The organism is Staphylococcus pseudintermedius (genome assembly GCF_034042775.1).
GTDB lineage: Bacteria > Bacillota > Bacilli > Staphylococcales > Staphylococcaceae > Staphylococcus > Staphylococcus pseudintermedius.
The window spans coordinates 2,287,201-2,302,294 of the sequence record NZ_CP120150.1 but is presented as its reverse complement, the minus strand read 5'-3'; the positions used below and the strand labels follow the sequence as shown (position 1 = coordinate 2,302,294).

The 15,094-nt window shown below is 37.7% G+C and carries 15 protein-coding genes; all 15 read left to right on the top strand.

Features of this window, described 5'->3' with window-relative positions; genetic code table 11:
* Positions 1-654: 654 nt before the first annotated feature.
* The 15 genes from P3U61_RS10930 to rlmB all read left to right on the top strand — a co-directional run bounded on the left by P3U61_RS10930 (position 655) and on the right by rlmB (position 15,091).
* Positions 655-1,506 (top strand): hypothetical protein, encoded by an 852-nt coding sequence (locus tag P3U61_RS10930; protein WP_037543948.1) that lies wholly within the window; start codon positions 655-657, stop codon positions 1,504-1,506.
* A complete protein-coding gene (locus tag P3U61_RS10925; protein WP_063284843.1) occupies positions 1,503-2,723 on the top strand; it encodes a YcaO-like family protein in 1,221 nt (406 codons plus the stop codon). Before P3U61_RS10930 ends, P3U61_RS10925 begins: the two co-directional genes overlap by 4 nt.
* Positions 2,724-2,742: 19 nt before the next feature.
* Positions 2,743-3,555: a SagB family peptide dehydrogenase gene (locus P3U61_RS10920; protein WP_063284844.1), complete on the top strand. Its 813-nt coding sequence runs from the start codon at positions 2,743-2,745 to the stop codon at positions 3,553-3,555.
* On the top strand, positions 3,555-4,514 hold the full coding sequence (locus tag P3U61_RS10915) for a hypothetical protein (protein ID WP_233508785.1): 960 nt from the start codon (positions 3,555-3,557) through the stop codon (positions 4,512-4,514). The genes P3U61_RS10920 and P3U61_RS10915 overlap by 1 nt, the downstream gene beginning before the upstream one ends.
* A gap of 14 nt (positions 4,515-4,528) precedes the next feature.
* Positions 4,529-5,233 (top strand): ABC transporter ATP-binding protein, encoded by a 705-nt coding sequence (locus tag P3U61_RS10910; RefSeq protein ID WP_014614771.1) that lies wholly within the window; start codon positions 4,529-4,531, stop codon positions 5,231-5,233.
* Positions 5,220-5,966 (top strand): ABC transporter permease, encoded by a 747-nt coding sequence (locus tag P3U61_RS10905; RefSeq protein WP_101457846.1) that lies wholly within the window; start codon positions 5,220-5,222, stop codon positions 5,964-5,966. The genes P3U61_RS10910 and P3U61_RS10905 overlap by 14 nt, the downstream gene beginning before the upstream one ends.
* Before the next feature lie 386 nt (positions 5,967-6,352).
* Positions 6,353-7,723, top strand: a complete 1,371-nt coding sequence (gene radA, locus P3U61_RS10900) for a DNA repair protein RadA (protein ID WP_014614769.1) — start codon at positions 6,353-6,355, stop codon at positions 7,721-7,723.
* An 18-nt stretch (positions 7,724-7,741) separates the two neighbouring features.
* A complete protein-coding gene (locus tag P3U61_RS10895) occupies positions 7,742-8,803 on the top strand; it encodes a PIN/TRAM domain-containing protein (RefSeq protein WP_063284846.1) in 1,062 nt (353 codons plus the stop codon).
* Positions 8,804-9,502: a 2-C-methyl-D-erythritol 4-phosphate cytidylyltransferase gene (ispD, locus tag P3U61_RS10890; RefSeq protein ID WP_014614767.1), complete on the top strand. Its 699-nt coding sequence runs from the start codon at positions 8,804-8,806 to the stop codon at positions 9,500-9,502.
* On the top strand, positions 9,495-9,974 hold the full coding sequence (gene ispF / locus P3U61_RS10885) for a 2-C-methyl-D-erythritol 2,4-cyclodiphosphate synthase (RefSeq protein WP_014614766.1): 480 nt from the start codon (positions 9,495-9,497) through the stop codon (positions 9,972-9,974). Before ispD ends, ispF begins: the two co-directional genes overlap by 8 nt.
* A gap of 76 nt (positions 9,975-10,050) precedes the next feature.
* On the top strand, positions 10,051-11,505 hold the full coding sequence (gltX, locus tag P3U61_RS10880; protein WP_063284847.1) for a glutamate--tRNA ligase: 1,455 nt from the start codon (positions 10,051-10,053) through the stop codon (positions 11,503-11,505).
* 387 nt (positions 11,506-11,892) lie between these two features.
* A complete protein-coding gene (cysE, locus tag P3U61_RS10875) occupies positions 11,893-12,558 on the top strand; it encodes a serine O-acetyltransferase (RefSeq protein ID WP_172425792.1) in 666 nt (221 codons plus the stop codon).
* Positions 12,542-13,942: a cysteine--tRNA ligase gene (gene cysS / locus P3U61_RS10870; RefSeq protein WP_014614763.1), complete on the top strand. Its 1,401-nt coding sequence runs from the start codon at positions 12,542-12,544 to the stop codon at positions 13,940-13,942. Before cysE ends, cysS begins: the two co-directional genes overlap by 17 nt.
* The gene (locus tag P3U61_RS10865; protein ID WP_014614762.1) at positions 13,935-14,336 is read left to right on the top strand and encodes a Mini-ribonuclease 3; all 402 of its coding nucleotides are present in this window, start codon (positions 13,935-13,937) and stop codon (positions 14,334-14,336) included. The genes cysS and P3U61_RS10865 overlap by 8 nt, the downstream gene beginning before the upstream one ends.
* Before the next feature lie 5 nt (positions 14,337-14,341).
* Positions 14,342-15,091 carry a 23S rRNA (guanosine(2251)-2'-O)-methyltransferase RlmB gene (gene rlmB / locus P3U61_RS10860; RefSeq protein ID WP_014614761.1) on the top strand — a complete coding sequence of 250 codons (750 nt, stop codon included), beginning with the start codon at positions 14,342-14,344 and terminating at the stop codon, positions 15,089-15,091.
* The last annotated feature ends 3 nt before the right edge of the window (positions 15,092-15,094 follow it).

Here is a 15,094-nt window from a genome sequence, read left to right as displayed (position 1 = left end):
TTCTCTTTTTTGAGATGTCTCCGCTGCTTTTTTTGTGTGAAATTTGCAATGTTGCAAAGTCGACTGTGTTCTTAATAAGAGTCAGTTGATGATGTTTGGCGTGAGGTGTGAATTAATCGAAACCTTATTGATTTTTAACAGATAAAAGTAATATTAATAAAAGGAATAAAATCAATATCTAATGCTGTCTTTACGTTGAACAGTCGAGAGATGTCTTTTTTCTAAACAAAGTAAATTACTTATTACACAATTCTTAATTAATGATTAATATTCTAATATAAGGGTTATAATACATTGCCTTTAGAATGGAGTGGTAGTATTATAAAAATGTAAAGATAATGAAACGAGGCGTTATAATATGTTTTTTAAAGAGAATAAAAAACTATTTATTGTTTTAGGCGCTTTGATTATTGGATTGTTATACAGTTTCCTTTTTGTTTTTTAAAATTTGAAAAGGGGTGGTTACAATGTTAGCCAACGAATTACAAATCAAAAAATTGAACACTGAAGACTTTTTATCAAGCGAACAAATGAACTGGACAATAACACTTTGTTGTTGCCCTTGCTGCTGTTGTTGTTAAAGTATATGTTTTAAAGGAATTGAAGTTAACCATAGCTTCAATTCCTTTTTTGAAAATGAGAGGAGAGCACATCATGAAAACAAACATCGATTACGTTTTTAAAGATAAAAGTATATACATAAAAAGTGACGAGCAGATTTTTGAATTAAGTGGTATCTCTCAAGAGTCTTTTATTAAAATATGGAATGAAATCCAAGAAGGTCATTTGCATTGTGAGGAACAAGATGTGGTGAAGAAAAAAATAATTGAATTCCTCAAAACAATTCATGCATTTGAAGATGTCGCCAATACAGCATCCTTTTTGCAGATGATTGGATTGAAAATGGAGCATAAAGCGTTTGAAAATCATGTCATAGGTATATGTGGAGACGATGATTTAGTCGAACTGTATATTCGAAAATCACCTTCTCAAAATGTAGTGAATTTAAATGAAGAAGTAACGGATGATTATGATATCGGATTAATCATACTGAGAAAATTTAATAGAAAAAGAATTACAAAATGTAATGAAATGATGTTTAACAATGGCGTACCATATAATAGTGTCATTTTTGATAATGTTTCTTTCGAGGTCACTTATACGATACCCAAAGAAACGAGTTGTTTGAATTGTAAGCGGTTACGAGAAACTGAAAATAATGTATATGGCGAAGTTTTTTCGCTATTCAATGATTCATCTCACGAAAGTAAAGAATACGTACCAGAAGAAATCATTCAACTGGCATTGAGTTTTGTGGCAGTACAAATGTTAAAAGAAGCAATGCAAATGAATGACTTGAGTGTTGAAAATGAACTGATCCAAACAGTGTACGCTTATTCTTTATTAAATGAAGGATGGCGCACGCACAATTTATTCAAACACCCCAACTGTGAATTGTGCTTCCCAGAATCAGTGAATACACAAGTTTTTGAGGTGAGATTATGACAGTGAAATTAAAGGCCCAAAACTTTGTGGACGAAAAATACGGTATTATTAAAAATATATATGATTTGCCGACATATTATGGACTACCTAAAGTTTATGTGAAAATGGCCTTTGGGGGTCAGTATAATACTGCAGGATTTAATGCGAGTGGTGCCGGTATTACAGAAGCACAGGCTGTAAATTCGGCTGTAGGAGAGTACATCGAACGCTATTCTTGTTTGCACCCTCATCGTGTCATGAAAGTAAGTAAAGGGGTAGTAAAAATCAATCCACAAACAATTAACCCGTCTGCAAGTGCGAACCTTGATGATTACCAGTGTATTCATGGTTATGACTTGATTCAAAAAAGAACCGTCGCACTCCCTGTAGATGCAGTGTATCTCACTTATAGAAGTAATAAGAAGCAAAGTTGGATGACGACAGCAACTGGCGCTGCGTGTGGACCGAATCTCAAAGCATGTTTTTGGAAAGGTATTGCAGAAATATTTGAAAGAGATGCTTTCCAGTATATTTGGAGAAGACAAATTGCTTGTGAACAAATTCGTATCAATGATAACAGAGAATTAAGAAGTTATTTTAATCGTTATATCAAATCTGAAAATATTCAATTTAAGTTATATAAAATGGATATGGATTGGGATGTACCCGCTGTTTTTGGAGTGGCTATTCTTCCCAACAAAGGATGTGTTGTCGCCGCGAGTGTGAGACCTACATGGATTGAGGCGTGTAAAAAAACTTTACTGGAATTAGCACAAAGTATTGTTGGGTATGCGGCAATTATTTTTAAAGTTGACGAAAATATTGAGGTTCATAGTTATGATGAAGTGAAAGAATATCAGGACCATTCTCTTTTATATTTCAATGATCATATGTCGCAACATTTGTCGTTTCTTGATGGCCATCAGCACATTTTTCGGATTCCTGAAAACGAGATACAACTAGATGACGATGAGGCAGTGACTTTATTTATAGAAAAAATAAAGTCTATTGATAAGCAGGTGTATTTTGTAGATGTGACTTCTGAAGAGATAAAACATACGGATTGGAAAGTAGGGAAAACGATTATCCCTGGAATGCTTGATATAGAGCCACATTTTATTAAACATCTAGAAAGTAGCCGCCTTAATGAAGTCGATAGGAATCTAATTAAAATGAAGAAAAGGCAGCCTAATGAGTTAAAAAATAGTCAACCGATTGTCCCACATCCTTTCCCATAATATTTTAAAGGAGTATGCCATGGAACATTTCAAATCTATAATGATCAGTAATGATTATGCGACTCGATTAAGTTCAAAATGTGTATTGAGTCAAACATATCATCAAAATACGAAGCATAGCAAAAGATATTTAATGAGCAATATGTATCAATCTAGAGTTTTATTAAATAGTCCGAATTTTCTTAAAGCGACACAAAGTCCGGAACGCTATTTTCCAACACAACAAAATTTCAAATTGAATGCACATTCATCTGGTTTGCTAACAGAATACCTAGATAAGAGAAGATCTCAAGTTCATAGTCCGGATAAAGATGCTTTTATCGATTTAAATGTCCTTTCAGATTTGTTTTGGGCAGCTTATGGAAAGAATAGTCAAAATAAACGGGTTGTCCCTTCAGCGGGCGCTTTATATCCGTTAGAAATATATGGCATTGTTTTTAATGATTACGAAAATTTTAAAAAAGGACTCTACCATTACAATCCTTCGACGCATGCTCTCAGTCTGTTAGATAATGGCGCGCATGTTTTTGATATCTCCCAATATATTATGAGATATCAAAACATGGAACATCCTTCTATTATATTTTTTATTACAGCTGTTTTTTCAAGGGCTACTTTTAAGTATGACGACAGGGCATACAGATATATTTTGCTAGAAGCAGGCGCTGTGGCTCAAAATATTTCACTTATGGCAACCCATTACAATTTAGTGAGTACCTCTATAGGGGGGACTGACGACTTTAAAGTAGAAGAAATGTTAAAAATTGATGGTAATCATGAAAGTATCGTTGACTGTGTATTTATAACTAAAGATAGAGAGGCGGTTTTATGATGAAGGAAATGATATATTTTAAAAGAGAAACGCCATTACAAGAAATTTCATTATTCCTTAGACCCTATGAAAAAATGAACAGTGACTTTGCACATGTACTCGAGCACATTTTAACGGCAAGAGTAAAGGATGACGGTTTTCATATTTTAGGTGCACATGCGACAGAAGATTACATCAAAATCACTTTGAAAGATGACTTTGATATTGAGCTTTTTAAACCCGCTCCATATTTATATGAATTTAATCAGCAAGAATTCAACAGAGCTTTGAGTGAAATTAAACAAGAGCGTGCACTTGAAAACAAGGAAATCAAAAATATTATGAACAAGATGAGAGGTCTGAAACAAGATGCAATAGTGAATCAAGATTTGGAATATTATAACGGACTACTTCAAAACACGCTGGATACTTTCTCGTTCATCTTCATCAATAATGACATATGTAATGAAGTGGCTCATCATGTTTTTTTTAAAGATGAAGTGATAGAAAAGGTGACACAACCGATGACAGCGAAAAGTGGAACGCTATCACACAACAAAGTCGAGTTTTTCTTCAAGTATATTAATATCCCAGTTCATTCTATCCAAGAAGCATCAACTATTTTTTACATTCAAAAATTAATCGGATTCATCAATAAGAAAATGGCGAACTTAAGAAGCGAAGGGATATATTATAGTATTGCATTTCCTATGTATAGTAGAAAGCAGATTGAATTGTTTCTACTTATTTCCTTTACAGAAGACGTGAAACGGGATTTTAATTTAGACATTGAAAAAATGTTAGATGCATACGATATTCATGAATCAATAGATATCAATAACGGAGAACAGGCTTATACGTATAAAGAAAATCTTTCAGTGATATATCTTTCCCCTAAATTTTTAATGAATTCTATCCCTCCAGTTAATGAAGAAGCTATTCGGATTACGCAACAAATGATTCAAAAGATAATCCGTTAAGGAGTTTGAATAATATGGGCAATATATTTGAAATTAATGATGTGAGTAAAACTTTTGGTAAAAACAAAGTGCTGGATGCTGTTGACTTGTCGGTCAATCAAGGTGAAATTGTAGGTCTTTTAGGGTTGAATGGCCAGGGAAAATCCACACTGATTAAAATAGTGCTAGGTCTACTCAAACAAAATTCAGGTAAGGTGATAAAAAATATCGATTTCAAACAACAATGTGGTGTTGTGTTACAAGAAGTGGCAATGCCTGAAAAAATGAAAGTGAAAGAATGGTTAGAGCTTTTAAAAAGTTACTCAGAGCATCAACAAGATACAGATGACATATTAAAAGAAGTCGATTTAGTGAAGGAAAAAAATCAATATTGCACGCGCTTATCAGGGGGACAAAAAAGAAGACTACAATATGCAGCAGCTCTAGTGAATTGCCCTCAGTTTTTAGTGCTTGATGAACCAACGACAGGCATGGACGTTGCTTCTAAAGAGTTATTTTGGGAACACGTTCGCTCGAAAGTCGAAGAAGAAAAGATGAGTGTGTTGTTGATTAGTCACGATTTAGAAGAAATAGCCGCCTTCGCTACAAGAATCGTGATTCTCCATAAAGGTAAAATAGTGTTGAATGAGCAGGTAGAAGTTTTATTCAATACCTTTGACCATAAAGGTGACAAGTTGAAGAAAATTTTTAAGGAGAAAGTTTTATATGAAAAAGGCTAAATCATTTCTATACTTAACTCAACTCAATACGCGAAGAATATTTAGGGATTTTAAGTATGTTTTATTAATTATCGCATTGCCAATGTTTTTCTATGTTATATATTCTGAGATTTTTCCACAAAATGCAGCAGTCAATGGTATCAGTTGGAAGGAATACTCACTCATTTCTCTGATCTGCTTTGGTATAATGGGAAACGCGATTAATTTACTTGGAACAAAGGTAGCAAATGAAAAAAATGATAACTGGTATGCATATCTTAAAGTGTCTGTCATTAATCCGAATGCCTATATGATGAGTTACTTATTCTCATACTTTCTTATATCTTTCATCTTTTCCGTCGCAATGATTTTGTTAGGTTATTTTTATAATGACATTCATATCGCCTTCTATAAACTGGTAGAAATCGTGATATTGTTGAATGTTTTCAGTTTTGCATTTTTATTTTTAGCTTTAATCATTGGCCAACTCGGTTCAGCCGCGCAGCCGATAGGTACCATTGTTTATTTGCTTTTGTCTTTTTTAGGGGGGCTATGGATTCCTGTCGATGCGATGCCGAAACATATGCAAGCTTTTGCTGAGACATTACCTTCATATCGTTACGGGCATATTGGATGGAGCATTTTAAGTGAAGGGCGTATCCATATTGAGGACGTTTTATATTTAATAGGTTATGCGATACTTTTCTTCATCATCTTTTTAGTGCTATCGAAGGTGAATGGCAAAAATAAATAAACTATTTTATTCAATGGCACAAGTCATGCGATTGACTGCAATGGACCTACGCTGTATTTAAAATAGAAACAAAAAAGGGACGGTTACAAATGGGGTATAGCCTTTGCTATGTCAGTTGTAATCGTCTTTTGTCTTTGGCTTTAGTGCGTCAAGTGGGTTGTAGTTTATTTTACTGATGATAGAGCTGGTTATTTGAGCTTTCTATTTCCTGTTTTGTGTTGTACAGGCTACATTTTTAAGTATTTGCTGTATATTATTTATAATTGGATAGTGTGTTTCGATGAGAACGGATATTTAAAGCGTTTAAATGATAAAGGGCAACATTTGTCAGAAACATTTTTCAAGTATAAAATAGATATGTTATATGACGAGATGGAGGTGTCTGAGTGGCAAAAACAAAAACAATTTTTGAATGTACGGCCTGTGGTTATCAATCGCCTAAATGGATGGGGAAATGTCCAAATTGTGGTGCTTGGAATTCAATGGAGGAATCTTTTGAACAAAAAACTGCGAGTCCTAAACACGGTGTACGGGCGCAAAAAACAAGTTCAGCAAAAATACAAAAGCTCGATGACATTAAACAAGAGCTTGCGCCACGTATCCAAACGAATAGTGGTGAATTAAACCGTGTGCTCGGTGGCGGTATTGTAGAAGGGTCACTCGTGCTGATTGGTGGCGATCCAGGAATAGGGAAGTCCACATTGTTACTTCAAATGTGCGCGGCTTTATCTAAAGAGAAAAGGGTGCTCTATATTACTGGTGAGGAATCACTCAATCAAACTAAAATTAGAGCGGATCGTTTGGATGAAGATGCGAGTCAACTTAACGTGTTTGCGGAAACGGACTTAATGGTTATTCATGAAGCGGTGAAAAAGGTCGAACCTGATTTAATTGTAGTGGACTCTATTCAGACGATCTACCATCCCGAAATCAGTTCGGCGCCTGGCTCTGTATCTCAAGTTCGTGAAAGTACACAAAGCTTGATGCACATCGCAAAACAAATGAATGTTGCGACGTTTATTGTAGGCCATGTGACTAAAGAAGGCCAAATCGCGGGGCCGCGTTTACTTGAACATATGGTGGATACGGTGCTTTATTTTGAAGGTGATGAACATCATGCGTATCGTATTTTAAGAGCGGTGAAAAACCGTTTTGGCTCTACGAATGAAATGGGTATTTTTGAAATGAAACAGTCAGGTTTAAAAAGCGTGCTTAACCCGTCAGAAATGTTTTTAGAAGAACGGACGACCAATGTTGCAGGTTCGACAATTGTCGCAACGATGGAAGGGACACGACCATTGTTAATTGAAGTACAAGCGCTTGTCACACCGACGACGTTCAATAATCCGAGACGTATGGCGACAGGTATTGACCATAATCGCCTCAGTTTGTTAATGGCGGTGTTAGAGAAAAAAGAAGGTTATTTATTACAACAACAAGACGCTTACATTAAGGTAGCAGGGGGCGTCAAACTCTCTGAACCTGCTGTCGACTTAGGTATCGTCATTGCGACAGCTTCTAGTTTTAAAGACCAAGCAGTAGACGGCCTCGATTGTTATATTGGCGAGGTTGGATTGACTGGTGAGGTCCGCCGTGTTTCGCGCATTGAGCAACGTGTGCAAGAAGCAGCAAAATTGGGCTTTAAACGTGTGATTATCCCTAAAAACAATATTGGCGGATGGCACTTCCCAGAAGGTATTGAAGTGATTGGCGTGACTTCTGTCAATGAAGCATTGAAATACGCATTAAAAAATTAGAAAGGAGGGATGATAGAGGTGGATTTTATTAAATTATTAGTGATTGTGTCTTATATTATTATTGGTAGTGTGTTAGGCATACTCTTAATCCCTGCTGTCATGATTGATTTTAATGTCAGTCATCCTCCAATGATGGAGAATAGTTATGTGACGTCGATCATGGGTGTTGCTATCATGTTTTTATTGTTTGGTTGGTTTATCCCCCGTATTGCGTATGCGATGAAAGATTTAGAGCAATTTGTGTTGGGGTATAGTGCTATTGAAATTATCTTCGCAACGATTGGTTTGTTTATGGGGCTACTCATATCTGTCATGATTTCCTTTATTCTTGAGTTTATTGGAACGGATTTGATTAACCGTATCGTCCCTATCCTACTTACATTAAGTTTAAGTTATCTCGGTTTTCAATTTGGTCTAAAAAAACGTGATGAAATGCTGTTGTTTTTACCAGAAAATATGGCGCGTTCGATGGCGATTAATGCCCGCAATGCTGTGCCGAAAATTATTGATACGAGTGCGATTATTGATGGTCGTATTTTAAAAATTATGGAAGCGGGATTTATTGATGGCGAAATTCTCATTCCTCAAGGTGTCATTAATGAGTTGCAAGTCGTCGCGGATGCGAATGATAGTATTAAGCGTGATAAAGGGCGCCGTGGTTTAGAAATTTTAAGTGCGATTCATCTGTCGAAACACCCGACACGTATTATTCACCCGCAACGTACACACCAAGACATTGACGACTTAATTGTAAGGTTAGCGCAACATTATCGCGCGCACGTGATTACAACGGATTATAACTTGAACAAAGTATGCAGCATCCAAGGAATCAAAGTGTTAAATGTCAATGACCTATCTGATGCGATTCGACCTGAGGTGCATCAAGGCGATCGTTTTGACTTGATGATTACAAAAGTTGGGAAAGAGCCTGGCCAAGGTGTCGGTTATTTAGATGACGGCACAATGGTGGTCGTGGATGATGCAAAGCAATACGTGAATGAAACCATTACACTTGAAGTAATCAGTATATTACAAACTGCATCAGGGCGAATTATTTTTGCGAAGAAGGTGGAAGCATAAATGTCAAATTATCACGTCATTATACCAGCAGCAGGCAAAGGCAGTCGTATGGGACGTCCGTATAATAAACTGTTCATTGAAGTTGCGGGGCGCCGTGTGTTAGAGCATACGCTTTCCGTTTTTCAATCCGATGTACAGTGTGAAGGCATTCATTTGGCGATACACGAGAGAGATCGGGATCAACTTGAGGTATTAACAGGACCATTTTCAAAAGTAAAAAGTTTAGTCGTTGGCGGTGAGACACGTCAAGATAGTATTCATCAAGTGCTGCAAAACGTTGAGTTCACGAATGATGACATTGTCCTTGTGCATGATGGGGCACGCCCGTTTGTCACGCATGACACGATTCATGAGGTAACGGCTGCCATTCGAACATATGGGGCGGCGATTGTCGGTGTGAAGGCAAAAGATACGATTAAACGCGTGTCCGACCAATTTGTGACGGAAACATTGGATCGTGCGACTTTATGGCAAGTGCAGACGCCTCAAGGTGCGACATTTGAACTGCTTGCTTCAGCCTATGACCATGCAAAAACGCAACAAATGATGGGGACGGACGACGCCTCGTTAATTGAAGCTTACGGTCAACGCATTTATATGGTTGAAGGGGATTATGATAATATTAAATTAACGACTGAAGAAGATTTAACATATGCAGAAGCAATTTTAGAAAAAAGGAGTCGACATCATCATGTTTAGAGTTGGATTAGGATACGATGTGCACGCATTTGATGCGACACGCCCTTTAATTATTGGCGGGATTGAAGTGCCACATACGCATGGTTTGAAAGGGCATAGTGATGCAGATGTCTTGTTACATGCGATTACAGATGCGATGTTAGGGGCATGTGCATTAGGTGATATAGGTAAGCTATTTCCAGATACGGATCCACAATTTAAAGATGCAGATTCGAAAAAATTATTAACAGAAGCGTACGCAGAAGTTCAAAAAGAAGGTTATGTCATTAATAATATTGATGCAACGATTATTGCGGAAAAACCGAAATTCCGACCTTATATCGATGAGATGCGCGCAATCATTGCAGGTCTTTTTGCTGTCGATATTAAGCGTGTGAATGTGAAAGCGACGACGAGCGAAAAGTTAGGTTTTACAGGGCGTCAAGAAGGGATTGCCGCTCAAGCGATTGTGTCATTAACGGCAACAACTTAACCTAAGCTGTGATATGCATAAATGGGGATGACATGCTATAATATAACAATTGAACAATGAAACAGGAGTGAACGAAATGAGTAACCGAGTGAGAGTAAGATATGCACCAAGTCCAACAGGCTATTTGCATATTGGGAACGCACGTACGGCATTATTTAACTATTTATTCGCGAAACATTACGATGGTGATTTTGTCATTCGTATTGAAGATACAGATTCTAAACGTAACTTAGCGGACGGTGAATCATCACAGTTCGATAATTTGAAGTGGCTAGGTTTGGATTGGGACGAATCTGTAGACAAAGATAAAGGCTATGGACCTTATCGCCAATCAGAACGTGGTGAAATTTACCAACCTTTAGTCGAGCAGTTATTAGCAGAAGATAAAGCGTATAAATGTTATATGACTGAAGAAGAATTAGAGGCAGAACGTCAAGAACAAATCGCACGTGGTGAAATGCCGCGTTACGGTGGGAAACATGCACACTTGACTGAAGAAGAACGTCAGCAGTTTGAAGCAGAAGGACGCAAGCCAGCAATCCGTTTCCGTGTGCCGCAAAATAAAACATATACGTTTGATGATATGGTGAAAGGGCCTGTCACATTTGAATCTGACAACTTCGGCGACTGGGTCATCGTGAAAAAAGACGGTGTACCAACATATAACTTTGCAGTAGCCGTGGACGATCACTACATGGAAATTTCTGACGTCATTCGTGGTGACGACCACATTTCTAACACACCTAAACAATTAATGATTTACGAAACATTTGGTTGGGAACCACCACGCTTTGCGCATATGACTTTAATCGTTAATGAACAACGTAAAAAATTAAGTAAACGTGACGGTCAAATTTTACAATTTATCGAGCAATATCGCGATTTAGGCTATTTACCAGAAGCGTTATTTAACTTTATCGCATTGTTAGGGTGGTCTCCAGAAGGTGAAGAAGAGATTTTCTCTAAAGACGAATTCATCAAAATCTTCACTGAAAAGCGTTTATCAAAATCACCAGCATTTTTCGATAAACAAAAATTAGAGTGGATTAACAACCAATATATGAAAGAAAAAGATGCGGAAACAGTATTTGAAATGACATTGCCGCATATGATCAAAGCAGGCTTATTACCAGAGTCACCATCAGAAGCGGAGTTAGATTGGGGTCGCAAGTTAGTTGCGCTTTATCAAGAACAAATGAGCTATGCGGGTGAAATTGTACCGTTATCTGAGTTGTTCTTCCGCGATGAAAAAGAGTTGGACGAAGCATCGCAAGAAGTATTGAACGGTGAACAAGTGCCACAATTGATGATAGCATTATACGGTAAGTTAGAAGCTTTAGAAAACTTTGAAGCGGCTGAGATTAAAAAAATCATCAAAGAAGTCCAAAAAGAAACAGGCATTAAAGGAAAGCAATTATTTATGCCAATCCGTGTTGCAGTAACAGGCCAAATGCATGGACCTGAATTACCGAACACAATGGAAGTATTAGGACAAGATAAAGTGCTTCGTCGTATTCAAAGTTTATTATAAAAAAGGGTATGTTCGATTTTCGTACTTGATATCACTTTGAAAATCGACTACTATTAAAGTGGATTTGAATAGAATAAAGGACAAGTAAGCAAACAGCGTGTGAATCAGAGAGTGTACGGTTGGTGAGAGTGCACCACAAAGTTTGTTGAATGCACCTTTAGGATGAGAGTTGAATAACCAATTGAGTGAGTATATGGATGCAAAGTTTAAGCTTTGAACATGTACTAATTAAGAGTGGAACCGTGCACATATCGCACCTCTGACATATGACATGTTAGAGGTGTTTTTTTCAATTCTGATCACACTTTTTAAGGAGGACAATGAAGCCAAGGAGTGGGTTGTCCGTGAAAGTCGTTTTTCAGTTAGTTTACAAGAATAAGTATTGTCATGCTGTTTGAAGGAGGGGTTAAAGTGTTCCGACGTATGATGGATGATGTCAAAATGGTATTTGAACAAGATCCAGCAGCACGCTCAACGATAGAAGTGATTACAACTTATGCGGGTTTACATGCGGTTTGGAGTCATTTGATTGCACACCGCTTATATCAAAAGAAACGTTATGTACTTGCAAGAGCGATTTCTCAAGCTTCACGATTTTTTACAGGTATTGAAATTCATCCAGGTGCTAAAATTGGGCGCCGTTTATTTATTGACCATGGTATGGGGGTGGTCATCGGCGAAACATGTACTATTGGTGACAATGTGACGATATATCAAGGTGTGACATTAGGTGGAACTGGTAAAGAAAAAGGGAAGCGTCATCCCGACATTGGTGATAATGTCCTTATCGCAGCAGGTTCTAAAGTGTTAGGTAATATTAAGGTGCATTCAAATGTTAATATCGGTGCTAATTCGGTCGTGCTTCAAGATGTTCCAAGTTATTCTACGGTGGTAGGTATTCCAGGACGTATTGTGAAGCAAGATGGTAGACGTATCGGTAAGACATTCGATCATCTTAACTTGCCAGATCCAATTTATGAGCAACTCAAACAACTAGAACGACAACTTGAACAAACTAAAAATGGAGAGATTAAAGATGATTACATTATATAATACATTAACACGTCAAAAAGAAGTGTTTCAGCCTATCGAACCAGGAAAAGTGAAAATGTATGTGTGTGGCCCAACTGTGTACAATTACATCCATATTGGGAACGCACGTCCAGCGATTAACTATGACGTGGTCCGTCGTTATTTTGAATATAAAGGTTATGAAGTGAATTACGTCTCAAACTTTACTGACGTTGATGATAAATTGATTAAACGTTCACAAGAGTTGGGCGAAACAGTTCCAGAGATTGCGGAACGTTACATTCAAGCCTTTTATGAAGATACAGAGGCCCTGAATGTTAAAAAAGCGACGTCGAATCCGCGCGTGATGGATCATATGGATGACATTATTAAATTTATTAAAAAGTTAGTTGATGAAGGTTATGCATATGAAAGTGGTGGCGACGTTTATTTCAGAACGCGTCAATTTGAAGATTATGGTAAGTTGAGCCATCAGTCGATTGATGATTTGAAAGTCGGTGCACGTATCGAGCAAGGCGAAAACAAAGAAGATGCACTCGACTTCACACTATGGAAAAAAGCGAAACCAGGTGAAATTAGTTGGGAGAGTCCATTCGGTGAAGGCCGTCCGGGGTGGCATATTGAATGTTCAGTAATGGCCTTTGAAAAGCTCGGCCCTACGATTGATATTCATGCTGGGGGAAGCGATTTGCAATTCCCACATCACGAAAACGAGATTGCACAGTCAGAAGCGCATAACCATGAGACGTTTGCGAACTACTGGATGCACAACGGTTTTATTAATATTGATAATGAAAAAATGAGTAAGTCTTTAGGAAACTTCATTTTAGTCCATGACATTATTAAAGAAGTGGACCCAGATGTATTACGCTTTTTCATGATTAGTGTTCATTATCGAAGTCCAATCAACTACAATTTAGAACTTGTTGAAGCAGCGAGAAGTGGTTTGGAACGTATTCGCAATAGTTATCAAGCATTGACGGAACGTGAAACTGTGGCGACGGACTTAACAAATGACGCAACGATGTTAACACAAATTGATGCGATTTTGACGCAGTTTGAGACAGTGATGGACGATGACTTCAACACAGCAAATGCGATTACAGCTTGGTACGATTTAGTGAAGCTCGCGAATAAATATTTATTAGAAGACAATACTTCAACACAAGTGATTCAACGTTTTAAAGAAGTGTTCGCGATCTTTAGTGATGTGCTAGGTGTGCCGTTAACTTCAAACCATGTAGAAGGATTACTCGACGAAGAGATTGAACGGCTGATTGAAGAACGTAACGCTGCACGTCAAGCAAAAGATTATGCACGTGCTGACGAAATACGTGATCAATTGAAAGCCCAAAACATCATTTTAGAAGATACGCCACAAGGTGTGAGATATAAACGTGGATAAGCCGACAAATGCCAAACTACTCAACCCACTGTCGCTCGCTTATGTCGGGGATGCGGTGCTTGATCAATATGTCCGTACGTATATTATTTTAAAGCTTCAAAGTAAACCGAATCGTCTGCATCAAGAGGCTAAACGATTTGTATCAGCTAAAAGCCAGGCAGTGACGCTAGAACATTTAATCGCGCAAGATTGGTTCAATGAAGAGGAGCTTGCGGTTGTGAAGCGTGGACGAAATGCGAAAAGTTATACGAAAGCGAAGAACACAGATGTCCAGACCTATCGAAAAAGTTCTGGTTTAGAAGCGATCATTGGCTTTTTATATTTAGAGCATCAAGAAGAACGATTAGAAGCATTGTTAAAAGTGATTGTTGAAAATGTTGAAGAAAGGCGTTGAAATCCATGGACTCGGAAATTATTGTGGGGCGTCATGCAGTGAGAGAAGCAGTCATATCAGGACATACGATTAATAAAATCTTAATTCAAGAAGGGATTAAGAAGCAACAAATTGAAGAAATTTTAAAAGTTGCGAAATCATCAAAACTCGTTGTCCAAACGGTCCCAAAATCAAAATTAGATCAACTTGCGAATGCACCCCATCAAGGTGTTGCGGCATTCGTTGCACCATATGAATATGCAGACTTGAATCAATTTTTAGCAGAACAAGCGCAAAAAGAAGGCTTGTCCACCGTGTTGATTTTAGATGGGTTAGAAGATCCACACAACTTAGGTTCTATTTTACGAACGGCTGATGCGACAGGTGTGGATGGGATTATTATTCCTAAACGTCGTTCGGTTAGCTTGACGCAAACAGTAGCGAAAGCGTCAACAGGTGCAATTCAGCATGTGCCTGTGATTCGTGTGACAAACTTGTCGCAAACGATGGATGTGTTGAAAGACAAAGGGTATTGGATTGCAGGTGCAGAAGCGAGCAATGCGACAGATTATCGTCAAATGCAAGCCGATATGCCTTTAGCGATTGTCATCGGCAGTGAAGGTCAAGGGATGAGTCGTCGTGTGAAAGAGAAATGTGACTTTTACATTAAAATTCCAATGGTTGGCCATGTGAACAGTTTAAATGCATCGGTCGCAGCGAGTTTGATGATGTATGAAGTGTTTCGTAAACGTCAACCTATCGGCGGTGACAAGTAAATG